Raw genomic sequence first — 16,118 nt, 5'->3', positions numbered from 1 at the left:
CTATTCCACCTCAATCAGCGTAAAATGTTTCATATTTTGCGCGGGTTTGAATGCATTTTTCAGCCCGTTTGCGATCTTCATCAGATTGAAAACTGATCCTGAGAACACCGTTTATCTCTTCCCTTGTTTCGATAATCCGGATGTTCGTAATGCTGATGTGTTCATCGGCGAGAATCGCCGTAATTTCGGAGATGACCCCGGGATGGTCGGGGACATCGACATAAAGATCGTAAAAAGATGGAATCGCGCCTTTTTGCCGCAAAGGCAGGCCATCGCGATATTCCTTTGCTTGCCGGAAAAATTCAAACAGCCCGTCTGCATCTTCATTTTTAACAAAAGACTGAATGTTGTCCAGTTCGTGTTTCCATTCGTCAAACCGCTCTAAAATTTTATCTTTGTTATGCAAAAGGATGTCCCGCCACATCGCCGGGCTGCTTGAGGCAATCCTCGTTATATCGCGGAATCCTCCCGCTGCAAAACGCTTAACGAGCGGAAATTGGTCTTCAAATTTGACTGTCTGGTGAACGAGGCTTGCCGCCACGATATGGGGAAAATGGCTGATGACGCTTGTGACCGCGTCATGCTCTTCCGGAGACATTTCTACAAATCTCGCATTTGTCCCTTTTAATAGTTCTTTTAAAGAGGCGACAGCTTCAATGCTTGCGGAGCGGGAAGGTGTCAGGATATAAAATGCATTCTCAAACAACAGATCTTTAGCCGCAGCCACACCTGATTTATGAGAGCCCGCCATCGGATGGCCGCCGATAAACTGATAGTCTTTCGGCAGAACGTTTTCAGCATGGCTGACAACCTTTTGTTTTGTGCTGCCGACATCGGTAATCAATAGTTTTTTCTTGATGCCTGAAGCGGCTAGTTCATCGAGCATGTGAAGCGTCTGCTCAACGGGCGCAGCTAAAATAACAGTCGATGCTTCTTTGATTCCTTCTAAAAAAGAAACGGCCGGGGCGTCAATCACGCCAAGCTTCTGCGCGGCTCTGGCCTGTTCGTCAGACACATCAAAGCCGATGACCCGTCTCCCCGGATGCTCCTTTTTAATCGCAAGAGCAATAGAACCGCCGATTAAGCCTAAGCCAGCCAAAAAAATCGTTTCATTCGATTGATTCATGATTATCACCTAGTTCAATAGACTAAAGAGGTGACTGAAGCATCACCTCTTACAACAAATCAGCTAAAGTTTTTAAACACCCTTCATTCTGCTCTTTCGTACCGATGGATATTCTGAGATGGGCCGGGAAGCCGAGCGCATTCCCAGATCTGACGATGTAGCCTTTTTTGAGCAGTTCGCCGAACAGGTCGTCTGCATCCCGTTTAAAATCGATCAGCACAAAATTTGTTTGTGAAGGATAATACTTCAGCCCGTGCTCAGAGCAGAAATCGCAGTACTGCTTAAGCCCTTCGTTGTTTTTTCTCACGCATTCTTCAATAAACGTCTGATCGCCAAGCGCGGCAAGTGCTGCAGCCTGCCCAAGCCGGTTTGTATTAAACGGCTGTCTCGCCGGTTCAATCGCCTGAATCAGCTGTTCTGGAGCTATGCCGTAGCCGACCCTTAAAGCCGCCAATCCGTACGCTTTTGAAAACGTTCTGAGAATCATCAGATTCGGAAAGCGTTTCAAAAGCGGAATGGTCTCAGGGTAGTCTTCTGCTGTTACATATTCATAATACGCTTCATCAACGACAGCGAGAACGTGTTCAGGCACCTCTTCAAGAAAACGGATCAGCTTTTGCTCCTGTTCATACGTTCCGGTCGGGTTATTCGGACTGCAGACCCAGACGACTTTTGTCTGTTCATCGATCGCCTCAAGCATGGAATCAAGGTCATGACAGCCGTTTTCAAGCAGGGCGACTTCCCGAACCTCAGCGCCTTCGATGACAGCATTGTGTTTGTACTGAGAGAATGTCGGATTCGCCATCACGGTATTTGTGCCCGCGCCTAGCAGTGAGCGGGAAATAATTTGAATGACTTCATCTGTTCCGTTTCCTAGAATGATGTTTGTTTCATTTACGCCGAGATGTCCGGCAAGCTTTGTTCTAAGCGCCGCACTATAGCCGTCGGGATAAAGCGCCATTTGCTGAACTTCGGTCTGGAGAGCTTCTTTTGCCGCTTCAGAACAGCCGTACGGATTTTCGTTTGAAGCAAGCTTTACGACTGCATCCAGATTGAATTCTTTTTTGACTTCTTCAATAGGCTTGCCGGGCTGGTAAGGCTTTAACTGTTTTAATTGCTCTTTGATCTGCAACATTCTGTCACCTCATTTTACCATGTACGATACGCTGAATGTTTTAGCGTATTCTTCAAACGCTTTTAAGGCTTGCTCTCTTGTCTCAAAGCAGACGAGGTCATCTTTCAGCTCCTCGATCTTTCTGACAAGAGCGCTTCCTACGACAACGCCGTCCGCCAGTTCATTCATCATCTCCACTTGTTTGGAGCTGGAAATCCCAAATCCGACAGCAACAGGGACGGAGCTGATTCCCTTTACAGATCTGATGAATGAAGAAACAGAATCATCAAATTCATTGCGCACACCTGTCACGCCGAGCGAAGATACACAATACACAAACCCTTCCGCCTGCTGTGCAATTTTTTGAATGCGGCTTTCGCTTGTCGGCGCTATTAGGGAAATATATGTGATCCCTTGTTTTTTACACTCCTGCTGCAAATATACGCTTTCTTCAAAAGGCAGATCCGGTACTAAAAGTCCGTCTATTTCATTTTGTCGCAGTAAAGCGAAAAAGTGTTCTGTATCTAATTGTAACACAGGATTGTAATACGTAAAGAGAATAATTGGGATGTGAACGCCGTTTTTTTTCATTTCACCGCCAAGCCTGATCGCTTTTACAATGTTCATATCATTTTCAAGCGCCCGTTTTGAAGCGCGCTGTATAACAGGTCCGTCTGCAAGCGGATCAGAATAAGGAACACCGAGTTCAAGAGCCGATGCGCCCGCCTCCTGAAGGGATTTTGCCAGTTCGATCGAAACCTCCGGCAGCGGATCTCCCGCTGTAATAAACGGAACAAATAATTTATCGGACGGCTGATTTTTCAGATTGAACATCTTTATTCACCTCTTCTTCCAGCACCTTCATTAAGGTGTGGACGTCTTTGTCTCCCCTGCCTGAAAGGCAAACCAGAATACGTTTCTCTTTCGGCATGCATTTTGCCATTTCAACTGCTTTTGCCAAAGCATGGGCCGATTCAATCGCCGGCAAAATACCTTCAGTTTGCGCCAGCTGTTTTAATGCCGCGACAGCCTCGTCGTCTGTTACAGATTCATAGCGGACGCGTCCGCTGTGATGAAGATGGGCGTGCTCCGGGCCGACTCCCGGATAGTCGAGTCCGGCCGAGATCGAATAAGGTTCAATGATCTGGCCGTATTCATCTTGGATCAAATAGGTCAAAGAACCGTGTATGACGCCTTTAGTGCCTTTTGTAATCGTAGCGGCGTGAAGGGACGTGTTGACGCCTTTCCCGGCGGCCTCAACGCCGATCAGCTCGACAGGCTCTTCAATAAATGAGCTGAACATCCCGATCGCATTGCTTCCGCCTCCGACACAGGCGATCACTTTATCAGGGAGAGATTGCTCCGCTTTATAAAACTGCGCTTTCGCTTCATCACCGATCATCCGTTGAAACTCCCGTACAATATATGGATACGGATGCGGTCCCACAACAGAACCAATCATGTAAAAATGATCTTGACAATGCTGTACCCAGTAGCGGATCGCTTCGTTTGTGGCGTCTTTCAGCGTGCCATTTCCGCTTGACACCGGTACGACTTCCGCCCCCAAAAGCTTCATCCGGAAAACGTTGAGCGACTGTCTTGCAACATCTTCTTCACCCATGAACACGACGCATGACAACCCGAATTTTGCGGCGACAGTCGCGGCGGCTACTCCATGCTGACCTGCACCGGTTTCAGCAATCAGCTTCGTTTTCCCCATTTTTTTGGCGAGCAGCGCCTGACCGAGGGCATTGTTGATTTTGTGGGCGCCGGTATGGTTTAAGTCTTCTCTTTTTAAATAGATTTTGGCCCCGCCGAGCTGCTTTGTCAGCTGGTCGGCAAAAGTCAGAGCCGTCGGGCGTCCTGAGTAGTCAAATAAAAGCTTTTGATATTCTTCTTGAAATGAAGGATCGTCTTTCAGTTCAAGAAACGCTTTTTCAATTTCTTCTAAAGGCTGCATGAGTGTTTCCGGAACAAATTTCCCTCCGAAATCTCCAAATCTTCCTTGCTCATTCGGATATGAATACATGATCGAACATCCTCTCTTCTAAAAGGTTCATCAGCTTTTCGCTTTTTTGGCCTTTTTCTTCAATTCCGCTTGCCAGATCAATTCCAGGCGGGCTCCACCGTAAAAGATCACCTATGCTTTTCGGGCTGACGCCGCCCGCGATAAACAGGCGCTTCCCTTCCCTGGCTGCCGCCTCTTTATATAACGGGACACTTTCCCATGAAAATGAAATACCTGTTCCTCCTCTCATGCCCTTGACGGAAGAGTCGATGACAAACCCGTCTATATAAGGAGCGATGGTTTTCATTTTCTGTACAGTTCCGCTTCCATGGTGGAGCGCCTTCCAAATCTCGCAATCTGTCATGCTTTTCAGCCGTTTAATGTCTTCGGCCGATTCATCCCCGTGAAGCTGAATCACGTCTAATTCCACATCTTCCGCGATTTGGGCGATCCGGCGAACATCCTCATTGACAAAAACGCCGACAAGCTGTTTTTCTTCCGTATCAATTTGCTCGCGCCAGCTTTTCACATCGGCGGGATCTGCGGCTCGTTTGCTTTCTGCGAAAATAAATCCGAGATAGTCCGCATTGGAGCGTGCAGTCACCTGCAAATCTGCCAAAGAATGAATTCCGCAATATTTCAAGCTTGGTTTATTCATCATTTGATTCTCCAAATAAAGCATGGACCGCGTTTAGCTGGGACGGTTCTCTCATGAGTGATTCCCCGACGAGAACAGCCTGCGCGCCGCAAGCTTTTGCAAATGACAAATCCTCTTTTCTGCCGATGCCGCTCTCGCTGACAAGAACGGTGCCGTCAGGAACCATTTTCGCGATCCGTTCCGTCTGGCTGATGGAAGTTTCAAAGGTTTTTAGATTTCGATTGTTCACACCGATCATCTCAGGCGTAAAGACGTTCAAGATGCCTTCAAGCGTTTGTTCTCCATGAACTTCAACAAGCACATCCATTCCTTTTTGAACGGCTTCTTCATACAATTCAAAGAGCTCCCCTGGTTCAAGGGCCTCGCCTATCAGCAGGATCGCATCGGCGCCGATGCGGTTTGCTTCTTCAACCTGAATGGAATCGATAATAAAGTCCTTGCGCAGTACAGGGAGGGAAACCGTGCGCTTGACCGCTGACAAAAAATCATTCTTCCCTTGAAAAAAAGGAGTATCAGTCAGGACAGACAAGCAATCTGCTCCCGCCTGTTCATACTGTTTTGCGATGTTCTCAGGCTGAAAATCCGCTTGGATCACCCCTTTTGAAGGAGAAGCTTTTTTCACCTCAGCTATTAAAGCCACGAATCGATTCGGAGAAAGAAGAGCCTTTTTAAATGATCGCTTCGGCAGTTTCAGGTCCTCCGGCAGCACGATATTTAGCAGATCTTCCCGTTTTCTTTCGATAATTTGATTAAGCATACATTTCTTCCTCTTTCTGTTTTAATCGCTCGAGCTGGTTGAGCGCTTCACCGCTTTTGATGGTTTTCAATGCCATGTCAACCCCTTCTTTTAAACCGGACGCCTGGTCTGCGACATAAAGGGCAGCACCTGCATTAAACGCAGCGATGTGAAGAGCTGATTCAGCACTCTGGTTTTTCAAAATATCCACAATAAGGCGGCCGCTTTCTTCAGGTGTCTGCACCTGGATGTCGCTCAGCCTGCCAAACGGCAGTCCAGCATCGGACGGCTCGATCGTATATTCGATTCTTTTGCCGTCTCTCAGTTCAATCACATCTGTCGGTGATGTGATCGACAGCTCATCAAGTCCGTCCCGGCTTGAAACAAACAGAACGTGCTCAGGCTCAAAGGATTCTAAAGCACTGGCCATCAGCTTCGCTTTTTCAATTGAATAGACGCCGATCACCTGGCGTTTGGCCTTCATCGGGTTGCTGAGCGGACCAAGCAGGTTAAAGACGGTTCTAAACCCCAGATCCTTTCTCGCGCCTGCCACATGCTTCATGGAGGAATGATAGCTTGGCGCATATAAGAAGCCCATGTTCCGCCGTTCAATACTGCGCTTTGTTTCCTCAGGTGTTGTCTGAATGGAAACGCCGAGGTATTCCAGTACATCAGCACTCCCGCTTTTAGAAGAAACTGAACGATTACCATGCTTGGCAATTTGAGCGCCGGCCGCAGAGGCGATAATCGCTGCAGCGGTGGAAATGTTGAAAGTGGAAATGCCGTCGCCCCCCGTACCGCACGTATCGACAACATGTTCAGGGCCCTCCATTGTAAAAGCCTTCTCCCGCATCGCTCTGACAAAGCCTGTGACTTCCTCAACGGTCTCTCCCCGGTAGGCGAGAACGGAAAGCAGTCCTCCTATTTCAGCTGCGCTCAGTGTTCCGTTCATCATAAGATGCATGATCTCATTCGCTTCCGTTTCATTCATTGTTCGGCCATTAACGCATGATTTCAACAGTTTGTTCATTGCCGCCCTCCTCCTTTTCCAGAAACATTTCCTCTGCGATTTGGATCGTTTTAAGCAAAGCGCCGGCTTTATTGCATGTCTCTTCCCACTCCTTTTCAGGCACGGAGTCAGCTACAACCCCCGCACCGGCTTGGATGGACGCCACTCCGTTTTTCACGCTCATTGTGCGGATCGTAATGCAGGAATCGATATTGCCGTCAAAGCCGATATAAGCGATACATCCGCCATAAGTTTCCCTAGGGGCGGGTTCAAGCTCATTTAAGAGCTGCATCGCCCTGATTTTCGGAGCGCCTGTCAGCGTCCCGGCCGGAAATGCACTCATCAAGGCATCGGCCGGATGAACGCCGGCTTTTATTGAACCGGTTACGATTGAAATGATGTGCATGACATGGGAAAAAGAGACGATTTTTGTGAATTCGGGAACTTGAACAGATCCGTATTCAGCAACTCTGCCGATATCATTTCTCGCCAAATCGACGAGCATATAATGTTCTGCTTTTTCTTTCTCATCTGCCAACAGCTCTTTTTGAAGCCGTTCATCCTCAGCCTGGTCACGGCCTCTTTTTCTCGTTCCGGCGATCGGATGGATTTCAAGGTGGCCGTTCTGAACATGAATCAGGCGTTCAGGGGAGCTTCCGACAAGCTCTCGGTCAGGCAGCTTGATATAGTACATGTAAGGCGACGGATTGATCATTCTCAGCACTCTGTATAATGCGAAGGAACTGACTTTCACCGGAATATCAAACCTTTGGGAAAGCACCCCTTGAAAAATGTCCCCCGCTTTAATGTACGCTTTCAAACGTTCAACATCGGCTAAAAACTGCGATTTCTCATAGGTGGATTGAACATTTTCAAAGCTTGGGGTCCCGTGCCGTCCTTGCGGGAGAAACAGCTCCTTTGCCGTTTTCCCGTCTGAGAGCCTCTGTGTAAGCTTCTTCAGCTCCCGCTTCGCCTGCTGAAAGTGCAGGGCTTTTTCTTCCTTTGTTTCACTCCCGTTCAGTCTCACATATTGAATGAAATGCAGCTTTTTCAGCTCATGATCATAGGCGATCATTGTCCGGCAGACATACAGCAGACATTTTGCCATCTCTGTTTCTTTTTTGTGTTTTGCGATGGACGGTTCAAGAAGAGACATGAGATCATAGCTCAAATAGCCGACGGCCCCGCCGGTAAACGGTATATCCAGATCCGGCGCCTTAATGAAGCACGTATCCGACATCCATTGGAGAACTTCCTTCAACTGTGAAGCGGTGTAAAGCTTCTCCATTTCTTCTCCGCAGACATGAAATTGACCGCTCTCCTCTTTAATTGTCAAAAAAGGATTCAGTCCGATAAAAGAATATCTTGACCATGCGGATGTATCGTCTTTGCTTTCCAGCAAATACACGATATCGTCCTGCAGCGTTTCCACCATTTGAACAGGGGTCAGCGTATCGACAGAAAAACTTTCAATAATAGGAATCGTTTTAAAATGTGAAGTATCCTCCATAAAAGAGGAAAAATCGGTTTGAAAACTCAATTTTTTTCTCACTCCTTATCAAGGCGGAGGAGAATGAGAAGAAAGCCTGAGAGGCAAATAAATTGATTTGACATGTGGGGTTAAAATAAACAAACCCAAAAGAACAGCGTCTTTTGGGTAGGAGTAATAAACGTTTTGTCTCAGCTCATCTAAACTCATTCTCAAACTACCCTAGTCTCATACTCAGCTTTCATTTTTAAAAACCTCATATACACACTCCTGTGTATTTCCAAGGTTGGTTTATACAATCGTATTACAATTCAGTCTTTTTTGTCAATGATAAATCAGGTCTGAGTATGACTGCATTTTCCAAATAGACGTGCCGGACTTCATCCTGCCGCTTTTCAGTCTGCACGGTCATCATCACCCTGATGCATTGCTTAAGGCCATGTTCAACATCCATTTCCTGCATGCACATCACCGGCACATGCTGCCAGCCGTCAATTGTCCTGACAACCTTTGCAGGAAAAGCCGCATGAATATCGGAAGTTGCCGAAATCAAAATCTGCACCACTTGCTCAGGTTCGATTTCATTTTCACTAATCATTTTTTCAATCAGCTGCTTCGTTTTTGCCGTTATGTCATTGTCTGTATCTTGTTCAACAGTGGTCGCCCCCCGAATCCCGCGCATCATCATTCGTCTCCCTCCAATCTCCACATATTCAGCCATCGTTCGATTTCTTCGGCTTTAAAGGAGTGCAGACGCACACTGCCAATCCGGTCTAGCAGGACAAACTGAATGACTCCTCCGCGCGTTTTTTTATCATTCATCATTCGGCTGATAAGCGCTTCTGTGGAAATCTCTTGTTTCACGCTTCCCGGATATCCGAGTTTTTGCAGCCAGTCTGAAATCGGCCTGCGGTCAAGCGGACAATTCAGAACCTTTTCGCTGACAAACAAAGCGAATTGCATTCCTAAGGCAACGGCGTCGCCATGGGTGATGTCTCCATAGCCGTATTCGGCTTCAACAGCATGGCCCAGCGTGTGGCCGAAATTTAAATAGGCTCTGATTCCTTCCTCCCGCTCATCTTTTGAAACGATCGCAGCCTTTATCGAAATGCCTTTATAAACCATTTCATTCAGCTGTTCATTTGTTACCGATTCAATTGAATCGATCTTGAGAAGGTCGTGCACAAACGATTCATCATGAATAAAAGCATGTTTTATGACTTCCGCCATCCCTGACCTCATCTCTTTTTCAGGAAGAGTTGCCAGGCATTCCGTATCATAAATCACCGCTTTGGGCTGATGAAAAGCGCCGATTAAATTTTTGCCGAGCGGGTGATTAATGGCGACTTTGCCTCCGACTGCGCTGTCATGGGACAGCAGTGTCGTCGGAAATTGAACATAATCGATGCCTCTCATAAACGTCGAAGCCACGAATCCGGCAAGATCTCCGACGACACCTCCCCCAAGCGCCAAAATGCATGACGAACGGTCAAGCTGAAACTGGATGGCTTCCGTCTGCAGCTTCATATACATATCGATAGACTTGGCTTGTTCTCCGCTTGGCACAGCTACCTTTTTTACAGGCCATCTCCCTTGGAGAAGATTGAACAGCTCTTCTCCATAGCGTATATCTACTTCTTCGTCGGTAATCAAGAGCAGTTTCGTCATCGGAAGGTTTAAAGACGACAAAAGCTCAGCCGCATTTTTTCTGATGCCTCCTCCGATCAAAACCGGATAAGACAGGGAAGCGGTCTCGATTTGAAGTGATCTCATTAAAACTCCCTCACAAGTTTTCTCATGTTCTCGACATTTTCAGCGATTCGATCCATTTGGTCAACGCCAAACTGTTCAACGATCGCATTTGCGATTTCCCATGCGACAACCGCTTCTGCCACAACGCTTGCAGCAGGCACTGCGCAGGAATCAGAACGTTCAATGCTTGCGCTGAACGGCTCTTTCGTTTCGATATCAACGCTTTTCAGCGGTTTGTATAAAGTCGGGATCGGTTTCATGACGCCTCTGACAACAATCGGCATCCCAGTTGTCATTCCGCCTTCAAGCCCGCCGAGACGGTTCGTTGCCCGTGTATAGCCTTTTTCTTCATCCCAAATGATTTCGTCATGGACCTCACTGCCATTTTTTCTTGCCGCCTCAAAGCCGATGCCGAATTCAACGCCTTTAAAGGCATTGATGCTTAATACAGCTGCCGCCAGCTTGCTGTCCAGCTTGCGGTCGTAGTGAACATAGCTGCCGACTCCGACAGGAACCCCTTCAACGACCACTTCGACAATTCCGCCGATAGAATCTCCGTTTGCTTTTGCTTCATCGATCGCAGCCATCATCTTTTGGCCTGCTTCTTCGTCATAGCATCTGACAGGAGATTCTTCTGTTACTTTTTTCAAATCTTCAATAGACTCGTAATTTGTTTGTTCGGCTTTTACCCCGCCAATCTCCAGCACATGTCCGGCCACTTGAATGCCGAGCTGGGAGAGGATCCTTTTGGCAACAGCTCCTGCCGCGACCCGGACGGTTGTCTCCCTGGCAGAAGAACGCTCAAGCACATTGCGCATATCCCTGTGCCCATATTTGATCGCGCCGTTCAAATCGGCGTGCCCCGGTCTCGGTCTGGAAATCTGGCGCTTCATTTCGCTCTCTTCTTCTTCTGTAATCGGTTCTGAACCCATGATTTTTGTCCAATGTTTCCAGTCTTTGTTTTCCACGACAAGAGCAATCGGGGATCCAAGAGAACGCCCGTGCCTCACACCGCTTGTAATCTGCACCTGATCTGTTTCAATTTGCATCCGGCGTCCGCGGCCGTGTCCTTTTTGCCGCCTGAGAAGCTCGCGATTAATGTCTTCTTTTGTGAGATAAAGCCCTGACGGAACTCCTTCAATAATTGTTGTAAGCTGCGGGCCGTGAGATTCTCCGGCTGTTAAATACCTCATGCTTTCGTTCTCCCTTCATCACATTAACGCTTTTAAGTAAAACTATAACATAACCTTTCATAAAAAGTCAGCTAACTTTTTTGATAGAAAAAGGTATCCGTTGATTGAAAACCGTATTTTTCCGGGTTGAAAATCTGCTCTGTGCTTCCCACAAACAAAACGCCGTTCGGCTTTAAACTTTGGCTGAACTTATGGTAGACCGTCTCTTTCGCATCCTCTGTGAAATAAATTAATACGTTGCGGCAGACGATAATATCAAAATCTTTCGCATAGGAATCAGCTAATAAATTGTGTTTTTGAAAGCGGATGTTTTTCCGTATTTCATCTTTGACGGTGAATCGGCTTCCGTTTTGGGTAAAATACAGTTCTTTCATTTCTTTCGGTACTTCCTGCAAGGATTTTTCCTGATACGTCCCTTCTTTTGCTTTGGCCAGCACTTTGTCATCGATATCTGTAGCGATAATCTGATAGTCTGCCAGGTTCTTCTGTCTGCTTAAAATCATGGATAATGTATACGGCTCTTCTCCCGTTGAGCACGCCGCACTCCAAACCTTAAGCGTTTTGGCGGGCTTTAGCAGCGGTAGAATCGTTTTTTCGAGCACATCCCATCTTTTATAGTTTCTGTAAAATTCAGAAACATTTATCGTCATCCTGTCTAACGTCTCTTGAAGAAGATTGTCATTTTTTTCGAGGGCGAGCGCAAACTCCCGAAAGTCGCCAAAGCCCTTCTTCTCATAAAGAGACGTTAATCTTCTTTTCATCTGCGCCTCTTTATACAATGTCAAGTCAACACCAGTTATTTTTTTCCATTTATCAACGAAGAAGCTGTAATTGTCCATGTTTTCTCTCCTAATCCATCATGCTGATATGAGTACAATTATAGCCTGTTTTCTTGAGAATTTGTATGTTTAAAATAAAAAAACGCCCGCTTCTTAAAAAAGGGGGCAACGGCTGTTTAGCTCCATGTAAAAAATCAGCTTTTCAGCTGATTTTAATAGATCCATTGATTTATTAATTTTTCTGCTTCTACAAGTTCATCCTGTTTAAAAAACAAATTGATTTCGCGAAGTGCACTTTCAGGAGAATCTGAACCGTGAATGATGTTTTTTCCGACAAACATGCCGAAATCTCCGCGAATTGTACCCGGGAGAGCTTCCTTAGGGTTCGTTTTTCCGATCAGCTGTCTGGCGATTGCTATCGCGTCTTCACCTTCCCATACCATGGCAAAAACGGGACCGGATGTGATAAAGTCAACGAGCTCGCCAAAAAACGGCTTTTCTTTATGCTCTTTATAATGCTCGCCCGCTGTCTCCTCTGAGACCTTCATCAGCTTGGCTCCTGCCAATTGTAAGCCCTTACGTTCGAATCTTAATAAAATCTCGCCGATCAGCTGACGCTGAACGCCATCAGGTTTTACCATTACAAAGGTTTTTTCCATAGTCGATTCTCCACCCCACTGTTATGTATAGGCTTTCAACATTACATCGGAAATATAACATTTTTCAATCAAATAATCAATAAAGGGTGGAGAATATTCATACTTTTGACTTATTTCTCTAAAATTTTCGCTTTCCGATGTATTTCGCAATTTGCCCCAGAGCTGTTCTTGCGCGATTTTTCGGAAGCGTTTCAAGCAGGCGGAATGCCTTGTTCAAATACATTTCACTGACTTTGAACGACTGTTCAATGGCATCGGTTTTTTTCAGCTCTTCGATGACCGGTTTGATCTGTTCAGGGGTCGTTTCACTATTGATCAGTTTTAAACGGGCTTTTAATTCAGGCGATTTCAGCGCGTATAGAACAGGCAGCGTCACATTCCCCTGAAGCAAATCCCCGCCAACAGGTTTGCCCAGCTCTTCTTCACTGGCCGTAAAATCGAGGATGTCATCAATAATCTGATATGACATTCCGACATAATAGCCGAACCAATAAAGTGTTTTATGAACCTTTTCCCCTGCTCCCGCGGCAATGGCGCCAAGCTGGCAGCTCGCTGCAATCAGAAGCGCCGTCTTCCGCTTGATCCTTCTTAAATAGGTTCTGAGGTTTTGCTCCATATTATATTTATCTTTAATTTGCTCTATTTCTCCAAGGCATACTTCAACAAGGGCCTGCGACAGGATTTCGTGGGCTTTCGGCTCGCTTATTTTTGTCATGGATTCAAGTGAACGGGCAAACAAATAATCGCCTGTATACATTGCAATGCGATTATCCCACTTTGCTTTGATTGTCGGCTGTCCTCTTCTAAGCTCAGCATCATCAATGACATCATCATGGACGAGCGAAGCCATATGCATCAGTTCAAGAGAAACCGCGACATTTTTAATTTTGTTAATGTCATATTCCCCGAACATGCCGCAAAGCAGAACAAACACCGGACGGATCCGTTTGCCTCCGGCCTGCAGTAAATGAAGGCTTGCTTCACTCAGCAAAGGATAGTCGGAGTGCACGGTCTTTTCCAGCTCTTTTTCTATTAAATCAATATCGTTATTCAAAAAAGAATATAACGTTGTCAATTTCATTTTAATTCACCCGAGTATTTCAGTAGTCATCACCGCTTCTTCCAGCCGACATGTGTAGCTGCTACGCCGCCTGTGAATGGATGATATTGAACATTTTCTAGCCCAGCCTTTTCAAATAAGTCTGCAAGCTCTTTCATACCCGGAAATTCCCTGGCCGATTCTTGAAGCCAGGAATACTCTTTAAAGCTTTTCGCAAAGAGCTTTCCAAACACAGGCATAATAAAGCGGAAATAAAGAAAGTACAGCTGTTTAAACCCGAACATTTCCGGCTGGGACGTTTCAAGGCAGACAACTTGACCGCCGGGTTTCACCACGCGCGCCATCTCTTTTAAGGCCGTTAAATAATCAGGGACATTACGGAGTCCAAAGCCGATCGTGACATAGTCGAACGAATTGTCGGGAAAAGGCAGCTCCATCGCGTTGCCGTGGATCAATTCAATCTGGGTGTATTGATCAGTTTTTTGTTCGGCAATGCTCAGCATATTTTTGCTGAAGTCAAGACCTTTGACCTCGCCCGTCTCTCCTGCAGCATCCGCGAGCGCGATCGTCCAGTCCGCCGTCCCGCAGCAGACATCAAGCGCCTTGGTTCCTTTTTGAACTTTCATGATCCGCATCGTTTTATCTCGCCATTTTTTATGCTGCTTAAAACTGATGACGGAATTCATCTGGTCATAATTTTTGTAGATTTTTTCAAACACGCCGTGTACGCGCTGTTCTTTTGACTGCTCCATGACGGTTACCCTTCTTCCACTTTCTGATGATAGGTTCGTTTTTCAGGCCTAATCGCTTGCAGGCGGTCCAAAAGCCATTTTTGAACGGCAGGCTTTTTGGCAAGGCATTGGTCAATCTGAAGCTTCGCTTTTTGATAAGCCGCATCGGCCAATTGCCCGCATGAAACCTGATTTTCCGGAAATTCTTCCTTTAAAATCGTCTCCAGCAAACGGGAGTCTGAAGCCTTTTCTTCGACCGCAAGCCTTTTAAACACAAGAAAGTCGTTGGCGGCTGTTTTCCAGTGAGGCAGATAAAAGTGGTCGGCGAGATGGTGAAAAAGTGCAGCTTCCACTATGCTGACGCTTTTTTCCAGGCTGTTTAGGTCTTTTGCGGAATGATCATAAAGCCTTATCTTATGTTCATTAATTTCTTTAATGGCCGCAGCAAGCGTCCGAATCATATAGATATCCTTCATACCCGATAACAGGGAGTAGTACATGCCGCTGAAATAATCCCCGGCCAGAACCGTCAGCTGGCGGTTTTTATAGTCATCCTGCTTAATTGAAGCTGCGGTCGTGACTTCATCATGGGTATCAAGGGCTGTTTGAACAAGCATCGCCGTTAAAATGTAATTTTCTTTGTCAGCTTCTATTAATTCCGTTTCATCAAACAGAGCGTAAAACAGAAACAGCTTATCCTCATCAACTTTTGGCGCAGTTAAATGCTTAGCCAAATAAGGATGTGAAAGCTTTTTATTCAGCTTGATTTTCAAATAAGATAATTGTCCGTAGATGTCTTGCAAAGATATCACCCTTGTCCCAAAATTCGCAGTTTTTCTCTTGATTGATTATGAATCTTTTTGAAGCGGAGAAAGTTTAAGTATACCATAATATGATGAAAATGAACGGCTTATGCCATGAAAGGGGCCGAAAGATGGCTGCACTATTTTTTCGCTTCGCTTTTCATCTCGCCGTTGGCTGTTTGGATAAGAGCCTCGCCGCGGACTTTTATAGCGGAGGTATGCTCGGTAAACTGGCAGATCATCACTTCGCCTTTATCGAGCTTTTCAGAATGATGAAACCTCGTATCTGTTCCTCTTGTCAGGCCAATCACGTTTACGCCGTCCTCAACGGCTTTAATCACCACAAAATCATTTGATTGATTATTGGTCATGTTTATCGCACACCTTCTCATTTTTAATCATGATATTTAATAAGCTCCAATACTTCGGAACGAGCGGCTACATCTTGTCTGAACGTTCCTCTTACAGCTGAAGTGACGGTTTTTGCTCCGGGCTTTTTCACACCCCGCATCGTCATGCACATATGCTCCGCTTCAACGACCACCATTACACCGTGAGGCGTCAGCGTTTCAACGATGCTGTCTGCAATCGTTGAGGTAATCCGTTCCTGCAGCTGCGGGCGTTTTGCGACCGCTTCAACCGCTCTCGCCAGTTTGCTGAGTCCTGTGACTTTGCCGCCTTTAGGAATATATGCCACATGGGCTTTTCCGTAAAAAGGAACCAAATGATGTTCACACATTGAATAAAAAGGAATATCTTTAACAAGAACAAGCTCTTCATGGTCTTCGCCAAAAATTGTTTTAAAATGTTCCTTCGGGTCTTCGTTTAATCCTGCAAACACTTCGGCGTACATTTTCGCGACTCTTTTTGGTGTATCCAGAAGACCTTCACGATTTGGATCTTCTCCGATTGCTTCTAAAATTTGCCGGACAGCTTGTTCAATTTGTTCTTTATTGATTTCTCTCATTGTTTTATATCCTCCAGAAACGCATACATTTAAT

Annotated in this window: 18 protein-coding genes; all 18 read right to left on the bottom strand. The window is 46.0% G+C overall.

What is annotated here, in order from left to right; all coding sequences use genetic code 11:
• Positions 1-10 precede the first annotated feature (10 nt).
• The 18 genes from BTA30_RS02615 to folE all read right to left on the bottom strand — a co-directional run bounded on the left by BTA30_RS02615 (position 11) and on the right by folE (position 16,084).
• Positions 11-1,126: a prephenate dehydrogenase gene (locus BTA30_RS02615; protein ID WP_076758897.1), complete on the bottom strand. Its 1,116-nt coding sequence runs from the start codon at positions 1,124-1,126 to the stop codon at positions 11-13.
• Positions 1,127-1,175: 49 nt separating this feature from the next.
• The gene (gene hisC, locus BTA30_RS02610; protein ID WP_076759003.1) at positions 1,176-2,258 is read right to left on the bottom strand and encodes a histidinol-phosphate transaminase; all 1,083 of its coding nucleotides are present in this window, start codon (positions 2,256-2,258) and stop codon (positions 1,176-1,178) included.
• Positions 2,259-2,270: 12 nt separating this feature from the next.
• Entirely contained in the window at positions 2,271-3,074 is an 804-nt protein-coding gene (gene trpA / locus BTA30_RS02605) for a tryptophan synthase subunit alpha (RefSeq protein WP_076758895.1), read from the bottom strand.
• On the bottom strand, positions 3,043-4,269 hold the full coding sequence (gene trpB / locus BTA30_RS02600) for a tryptophan synthase subunit beta (protein ID WP_076758893.1): 1,227 nt from the start codon (positions 4,267-4,269) through the stop codon (positions 3,043-3,045). The genes trpA and trpB overlap by 32 nt, the downstream gene beginning before the upstream one ends.
• A complete protein-coding gene (locus tag BTA30_RS02595) occupies positions 4,250-4,906 on the bottom strand; it encodes a phosphoribosylanthranilate isomerase (protein ID WP_076758890.1) in 657 nt (218 codons plus the stop codon). The genes trpB and BTA30_RS02595 overlap by 20 nt, the downstream gene beginning before the upstream one ends.
• The gene (gene trpC, locus BTA30_RS02590; RefSeq protein ID WP_076758888.1) at positions 4,899-5,663 is read right to left on the bottom strand and encodes an indole-3-glycerol phosphate synthase TrpC; all 765 of its coding nucleotides are present in this window, start codon (positions 5,661-5,663) and stop codon (positions 4,899-4,901) included. The genes BTA30_RS02595 and trpC overlap by 8 nt, the downstream gene beginning before the upstream one ends.
• Complete coding sequence (gene trpD, locus BTA30_RS02585) at positions 5,656-6,672, bottom strand: anthranilate phosphoribosyltransferase (protein WP_076758884.1); 1,017 nt, start codon at positions 6,670-6,672, stop codon at positions 5,656-5,658. Before trpD ends, trpC begins: the two co-directional genes overlap by 8 nt.
• On the bottom strand, positions 6,644-8,191 hold the full coding sequence (gene trpE / locus BTA30_RS02580; RefSeq protein WP_076758881.1) for an anthranilate synthase component I: 1,548 nt from the start codon (positions 8,189-8,191) through the stop codon (positions 6,644-6,646). Before trpE ends, trpD begins: the two co-directional genes overlap by 29 nt.
• Positions 8,192-8,444: 253 nt before the next feature.
• Complete coding sequence (gene aroH, locus BTA30_RS02575; protein WP_076758878.1) at positions 8,445-8,828, bottom strand: chorismate mutase; 384 nt, start codon at positions 8,826-8,828, stop codon at positions 8,445-8,447.
• Positions 8,825-9,913, bottom strand: a complete 1,089-nt coding sequence (gene aroB / locus BTA30_RS02570) for a 3-dehydroquinate synthase (RefSeq protein WP_076758875.1) — start codon at positions 9,911-9,913, stop codon at positions 8,825-8,827. Before aroB ends, aroH begins: the two co-directional genes overlap by 4 nt.
• Entirely contained in the window at positions 9,913-11,085 is a 1,173-nt protein-coding gene (gene aroC, locus BTA30_RS02565) for a chorismate synthase (protein ID WP_076758871.1), read from the bottom strand. Before aroC ends, aroB begins: the two co-directional genes overlap by 1 nt.
• A 71-nt stretch (positions 11,086-11,156) precedes the next feature.
• Positions 11,157-11,924, bottom strand: coding sequence for a CheR family methyltransferase (locus tag BTA30_RS02560; protein WP_076758866.1), 768 nt, complete (start codon positions 11,922-11,924; stop codon positions 11,157-11,159).
• A 152-nt stretch (positions 11,925-12,076) separates the two neighbouring features.
• Positions 12,077-12,523, bottom strand: a complete 447-nt coding sequence (ndk, locus tag BTA30_RS02555) for a nucleoside-diphosphate kinase (RefSeq protein WP_076758862.1) — start codon at positions 12,521-12,523, stop codon at positions 12,077-12,079.
• Between the two features lie 118 nt (positions 12,524-12,641).
• Positions 12,642-13,604, bottom strand: a complete 963-nt coding sequence (hepT, locus tag BTA30_RS02550) for a heptaprenyl diphosphate synthase component II (RefSeq protein ID WP_076758858.1) — start codon at positions 13,602-13,604, stop codon at positions 12,642-12,644.
• Positions 13,605-13,633: 29 nt separating this feature from the next.
• Positions 13,634-14,335 (bottom strand): demethylmenaquinone methyltransferase, encoded by a 702-nt coding sequence (locus tag BTA30_RS02545; protein WP_076758855.1) that lies wholly within the window; start codon positions 14,333-14,335, stop codon positions 13,634-13,636.
• Positions 14,336-14,340: 5 nt separating this feature from the next.
• Entirely contained in the window at positions 14,341-15,117 is a 777-nt protein-coding gene (locus BTA30_RS02540; RefSeq protein ID WP_076758852.1) for a heptaprenyl diphosphate synthase component 1, read from the bottom strand.
• Positions 15,118-15,257: 140 nt separating this feature from the next.
• Positions 15,258-15,488: a trp RNA-binding attenuation protein MtrB gene (gene mtrB, locus BTA30_RS02535; protein ID WP_076758850.1), complete on the bottom strand. Its 231-nt coding sequence runs from the start codon at positions 15,486-15,488 to the stop codon at positions 15,258-15,260.
• Between the two features lie 23 nt (positions 15,489-15,511).
• Positions 15,512-16,084 carry a GTP cyclohydrolase I FolE gene (gene folE / locus BTA30_RS02530; RefSeq protein ID WP_076758846.1) on the bottom strand — a complete coding sequence of 191 codons (573 nt, stop codon included), beginning with the start codon at positions 16,082-16,084 and terminating at the stop codon, positions 15,512-15,514.
• Positions 16,085-16,118 lie beyond the last annotated feature (34 nt).

The sequence above is a fragment of the Bacillus swezeyi genome (assembly GCF_001969815.1).
Lineage (GTDB): Bacteria > Bacillota > Bacilli > Bacillales > Bacillaceae > Bacillus > Bacillus swezeyi.
The sequence above is the reverse complement of the archived record's forward strand: the minus strand, read 5'-3'. Positions and strand labels throughout refer to the sequence as shown.

Coding starts and splice junctions, on each gene's coding strand:
- trpC (WP_076758888.1), bottom strand. CDS start 5,663: ATGCTTAATCAAATTATCGAAAGAAAACGGGAAGATCTGCTAAATATC.
- BTA30_RS02545 (WP_076758855.1), bottom strand. CDS start 14,335: ATGGAGCAGTCAAAAGAACAGCGCGTACACGGCGTGTTTGAAAAAATC.
- trpA (WP_076758895.1), bottom strand. CDS start 3,074: ATGTTCAATCTGAAAAATCAGCCGTCCGATAAATTATTTGTTCCGTTT.
- folE (WP_076758846.1), bottom strand. CDS start 16,084: ATGAGAGAAATCAATAAAGAACAAATTGAACAAGCTGTCCGGCAAATT.
- BTA30_RS02615 (WP_076758897.1), bottom strand. CDS start 1,126: ATGAATCAATCGAATGAAACGATTTTTTTGGCTGGCTTAGGCTTAATC.
- aroB (WP_076758875.1), bottom strand. CDS start 9,913: ATGAGATCACTTCAAATCGAGACCGCTTCCCTGTCTTATCCGGTTTTG.
- hepT (WP_076758858.1), bottom strand. CDS start 13,604: ATGAAATTGACAACGTTATATTCTTTTTTGAATAACGATATTGATTTA.
- aroC (WP_076758871.1), bottom strand. CDS start 11,085: ATGAGGTATTTAACAGCCGGAGAATCTCACGGCCCGCAGCTTACAACA.
- BTA30_RS02560 (WP_076758866.1), bottom strand. CDS start 11,924: ATGGACAATTACAGCTTCTTCGTTGATAAATGGAAAAAAATAACTGGT.
- BTA30_RS02595 (WP_076758890.1), bottom strand. CDS start 4,906: ATGAATAAACCAAGCTTGAAATATTGCGGAATTCATTCTTTGGCAGAT.
- trpD (WP_076758884.1), bottom strand. CDS start 6,672: ATGAACAAACTGTTGAAATCATGCGTTAATGGCCGAACAATGAATGAA.
- ndk (WP_076758862.1), bottom strand. CDS start 12,523: ATGGAAAAAACCTTTGTAATGGTAAAACCTGATGGCGTTCAGCGTCAG.
- mtrB (WP_076758850.1), bottom strand. CDS start 15,488: ATGACCAATAATCAATCAAATGATTTTGTGGTGATTAAAGCCGTTGAG.
- aroH (WP_076758878.1), bottom strand. CDS start 8,828: ATGATGATGCGCGGGATTCGGGGGGCGACCACTGTTGAACAAGATACA.
- trpB (WP_076758893.1), bottom strand. CDS start 4,269: ATGTATTCATATCCGAATGAGCAAGGAAGATTTGGAGATTTCGGAGGG.